We start from the raw sequence: 4,533 nt of genomic DNA, 5'->3' as shown, positions 1-4,533 counted from the left end.
GCCGGGAACCATCCGCGCGGATGGTTCCCGGCCCCTCGGTCTTTGGTGTCAGGCGTCCGGGTCGGCGTTGTCGCCGCCGAGGTTCTGGGACCCCGAATCCTTGGGCGATGCCTGCCCGCCATCTACTTGCGGCTGGGCTCCAGGTGTTGGCGTATGCGGGGCTGGCCGTTTCCAGCCCGGCGGCGGCAATGGGGACTAGACAAGACCAGAGCTCCCGGAGGGGTCCTTATTCTTTTCCTCTGGATACTTGAAGAGCTGAGCACTGCCTGCAAACATCAGGGCAATCGTCAACCCTCCAACGAGCACAACTAGTATCCAGGCAATCCAGAAGTTCAATGCCAGAAGGGTTACCCCATAGGTTAGGCCACCTCCTACGATTGCGACTGCAATCATCGCAGCCACAGACCCCCCGTCCACCTTGCGCGTAGCCCTTCTCATCATGCGGTCTGAATACTGGTTCGACTCGGTTTCCAGCAGACCTAGGACTTTCGTCTGCGCAACCCCGGTTAGTTTCTCAGCGAGTTCCGCATGCCGCTTCATGCTTCTCACAGCACCTGGGTCGCGGTCGGAGTTGTAGATCTGAAGGGCCACGCCACTAATAGCAACGATTGCAGCGATAATAATGGGAATTGCTTGAATCATGGGTCCTCAAAAATTAGTAAGTGGGATCGAAGGCGCAGGGGTAGGAAACTTTCGGCGATTCCCTACCCTCACTTGTGCCGATTTATTCTGGCCGGTGGCTAGGCCCGCGAGAATTCTCTTCATTCGACCAAGCTTAGCCGGACGCCTCACCGGGGCGGGCCCAAACGGAGGGGCTGGGAACCGCGTATGGTTCCCAGCCCCTCCGTTGCTTGTGTCCGCGCCAGGGCTAGCTGAAGTTGTATCCGGCCTTCTTGCAGGCACTCCGGAAGTCGGACAGATCGAGGATCACCGGTGCACCTTCGCTGGCAGGGCGGAGGTGTTCACGAAGCGCGGGGGTCGAGGCCTGGGTGGCGTCGGATGCTGCCCGGCCGATGCGGTCGTGATAGACACTACCGCCAGCACCTTGGGCCGATTCGAAGGCCTCGCATGCCCGGTAGCCGTACGGGTCCGAGGCCTGGAAGTCCTTCTCCGAGGGCCCACAACCAATAAGCGCGAAGATGACGATGACGACCACGGCCACGCCCGCGAGAATTCTTTTCATTCGACCAAGCCTAGCCGGACCAACCTGTTTAGGACTCCTGGAGTAGCCCCTGCGCTCGTAGTAGTCGTGCGGGCATTTCGTATTCGTGACTGATCAGGTGACGCACAAAGTTGCCCAGGGCCTCCGCTTCTTCCTGGGTGATGTCGTCGTAATCCTCCGGGTGTGCACCCTCGTTCCCCAGTTGGTTGAGATGATCGGCCCAATCCCATAAAGACTTATGGAGGTCGCCGTCACTCTTCATGTGCTTGAGGGCGGACTTGAGATGGCGCTCGCCCCGGGCCTTCTCCGAGCCCTTGTCTTTGACGAACAGGCTCAAAGAGGACCGGAACATCACGGCAGCCGCCCGGTAGGCCCCAATGCTTAGGCAGCGCGAGCCCTCATCGAAGGTGGAAGCTACACCTTCGCTTACTTGCGGGTCCAGGATTCCTGCTCCCGGCGCTGGCCACCACATGATCCCATCCCCAGAGTCCCTTGTGACGGCTACCGTCACGCTACTGCATCCGCTGCAAGTCAGTGCTGCAACTGAAAGGTGCCAGCTCCCGTCTTGGTCATGACGGAGGCCAGCCTCGAGGATCTTGACACCGAAATTTGAAATTCGACCGCACCACGGGCATGGGCCTGTCGGGTCGTTTGGAGTCGGCAGGGTGTCCGGATTGGTTTCGCTCATGCGGTGATCGTCTCATAACGGCATGACAAGCCACGTATTCCGCGCCAGCAGGGCTCCAATTATGAAGAACGGGGCCGGGAATCTTCCCCGATTCCCGGCCCCCGTTCCTGCGGCCCGGTGGCGCTGGCCGGGGCTTCACCGGAAGAAAGAACCGGCTAGGACCCCTTGCGGGGCCCGCCCCAACCATCGGCCCACCGGCGGGTCATGGACCCCGTGGCCCCGCGGCCCTGGGGACCTCTCCCGGCGGCGACGAGCTTACGATCACCGAGGCCCAGGCACTCCACGACGATCTGGGGGCCTGCTGGGTGTGCTGCGCCGCGACTAGCCCTCCTGACCCCATACAGGCGCAAGCAAGCCCCTCACCGTATGGGTGAGGGGCTAACTTGTTGTGGCCTGGTGTCAGCGGACGAAATACGGCGGAATCGCCGGGATCGGCTTGTTCGGCTTGGCCGGGATCGGCTTGATGGTGGCCATGGGGTTTTCCTTTCCTGCGGTGGTTGGTGTGGCGCTGGCCGGGCCTTCACCGGGGTAAGTGACCCCGGCTAGAGCCCTTGCGGGCCCGCCCTTCCATCGTTCCACCTGCGGGGGCTGGACCCTGGCGATTTTCAAACCTGAGGACCCCCACGGGCGGTGACGTTGACGCCATGATTTGTTACAGGACCAGATCAGCGACCCGCAGGAGCTTCGTGCTCATGACCTGCAAACCAAGGCGCATTTCTGCACGCCAGACCAGCTTGTTGGCACGGAACAATTCGACGTTCACCGGGACCGCCACGGTGCCCATGTTCATCTGCCCGCCTTCGGTCCAGGCAAGCATGAGGTCGCCGCGGTCGATCACGACGACACTCGCCAAATCGCCCACGATCGCGCTTCCGGCGGGAAGGGAGATCGACAGCAGGACCGGGAGCCCGAACAGGGTCGGCGTGGCCGCCAGCTGAGGCGCGCCCTGGAGGATGTAGCCCCCATCCGCCGTCAGCAAGGACTCGATTTCCTCCCAATCTGAGGGATGGAGCACGATGTTCTTCGGCACCGCCCCGGTCACCTGGAGGTCGGTCACGGCCTTGCGGATGGTGCGGAGCTTGGAAGTGAGGAACGCGGTCTGCCCGATACCACTGGTGTTCATGATTCCCGTGAATGCGGCCCCGGTCTCGTCCGTACCGCCGTTGAGGATCATGTCGGCGATTTTGAGGTCGATTCCATAAGCCATTTCCTGGTTCAGGAATTTCTGAAGTCCGGTGTAATCTTCGAACCACTGGCGCTGCATAGCCTCGCTGACATGGGCGACAGTCGCCAAGCGCCACGTCTTCTGCTCAAGCCCATACACCGAAATCGGTTTCAGAGCACCGTCCGTCACGGTCGTCGCGGCGTTCGTCCGGGCCGTCTGACGGAGATAAGAACCGGAGTTGGTTCCTCCTGCGTCGAGGTGCTGAACCGCGCCGTATAGCGAGAAGGAGTTGGCCGGATCGTTAACGACAGCTTGGTCAAACCTCGCCACAACAGCCCCGGACGGGATCAGCGCCTTCTGTGCGAAAATTCCGCCGATGGTGCCCGAAGCGGCACGGAAAGCATCCATGGCATTTTTCGTGAACACGGTCTCGTCGCTGCCCGGGACCTGCATGGCCTTGCCGGTGCGCCGCCCGGACGGGTCGGGCAGCCCGCCGCCCGCGCCTTCATCGGTTTCGTGGCCGGAATAATCCTGCGTTGCCCCGCCGAATTGGCCCAGGGCGTTGGCCGCGGCATCCTTGCGGGCGATGATGCCCTCGGTGTCGCGGTATTCCCGGGTAATGACATCGACGCGCGCGCTATCGGCCTCGGTGAACTGGTCCTCGTGGTCGAGCAGTTTGTTGCGCAGCGCGTCGGCCTCGGCCTCGAGTGCTGCGAGCTTTTTCTTCGGGTCCATGGCGCGGACCTCCCCTAACTGTCAAAGTGAGGGGAAGCTCGCTACCAATCCTTCCGTGGTTTCCGTGACTATGTGTGGAATCGCCTAGTTTCAGATGAACTATTCTTGCGAGCCGGGGTCCTGGCCCTGCTCATAGGCGAGCGCCGCGGCGTCGAGTTGCTGCCGGTAGGACGCGGTGAAGGCCTCGAACCCTGCGGCGGGATCGGCGTGGAAGGCGTGGAAGGTCATTTCTGCGATCGCGGTGAAGAACGCGCCGGTCTCCGCCTCGGTCACGGTGGCGAGGATGGCACATACCTGGTCGGCGTCGTTGTGGTGCTGCGCTTCCGCGAGCGTGACGGCCAAGCGGTACGGCTCGAAGGGGTCATGGGCGGTGTTCATGGTCGTTTTCCCTGTCTTTTCGGTGGTTTTGGTGGCTTGTGAAACAAATCTCAAGGGGTATTAGCATTTAGAGACATCACACGGAAGATCTCGGCGGCGCGCCCTGGGGAGGGGGGCCCTTGAGATGTGAACCCCTCCGGCCCCCGGGGGGGGGGGGGGGGGCCCCGGGGGGGGGGGGGGGGGGGGGGGGGGGGGGGGGGGGGGGGGCCCGCTGGGCAGCCGAAGGCGGCGGCCGGTCCGGCGAGGAGGTCGCGTAGCCGCCTGACGGCGTCGGCGACGACGGCGTGGGTGAGTTCCAGCCGGTCCGGGCGCCGGGCCCCCAGCTCGGCCCCCCCCCCCGCCCCCCCCGCCCCCCCCCCCCCCCCCCCCCCCCCGGGGCCCCCCCCCCCCCCCCCCCCGGGGCCC

At 63.6% G+C, this 4,533-nt stretch carries 5 protein-coding genes; all 5 read right to left on the bottom strand.

The genetic code is table 11. The features are described 5' to 3' along the window. Positions 1-195: 195 nt before the first annotated feature. The 5 genes from ACLQ7E_RS11565 to ACLQ7E_RS11545 all read right to left on the bottom strand — a co-directional run bounded on the left by ACLQ7E_RS11565 (position 196) and on the right by ACLQ7E_RS11545 (position 4,128). Complete coding sequence (locus ACLQ7E_RS11565; protein WP_411732723.1) at positions 196-642, bottom strand: hypothetical protein; 447 nt, start codon at positions 640-642, stop codon at positions 196-198. Between the two features lie 226 nt (positions 643-868). Further along, the gene (locus ACLQ7E_RS11560; protein WP_411732722.1) at positions 869-1,183 is read right to left on the bottom strand and encodes a hypothetical protein; all 315 of its coding nucleotides are present in this window, start codon (positions 1,181-1,183) and stop codon (positions 869-871) included. A 28-nt stretch (positions 1,184-1,211) separates the two neighbouring features. Continuing rightward, positions 1,212-1,850 (bottom strand): DUF4145 domain-containing protein, encoded by a 639-nt coding sequence (locus ACLQ7E_RS11555; protein ID WP_411732721.1) that lies wholly within the window; start codon positions 1,848-1,850, stop codon positions 1,212-1,214. A 652-nt stretch (positions 1,851-2,502) separates the two neighbouring features. After that, positions 2,503-3,750, bottom strand: a complete 1,248-nt coding sequence (locus tag ACLQ7E_RS11550; RefSeq protein WP_411732720.1) for a phage major capsid protein — start codon at positions 3,748-3,750, stop codon at positions 2,503-2,505. 99 nt (positions 3,751-3,849) lie between these two features. After that, entirely contained in the window at positions 3,850-4,128 is a 279-nt protein-coding gene (locus tag ACLQ7E_RS11545) for a hypothetical protein (protein ID WP_411732719.1), read from the bottom strand. Between the last annotated feature and the right edge of the window lie 405 nt (positions 4,129-4,533).

Origin of the sequence: Paeniglutamicibacter sp., from assembly GCF_046714615.1 — a bacterium.
GTDB lineage: Bacteria > Actinomycetota > Actinomycetes > Actinomycetales > Micrococcaceae > Paeniglutamicibacter.
The sequence above is the reverse complement of the archived record's forward strand: the minus strand, read 5'-3'. Positions and strand labels throughout refer to the sequence as shown.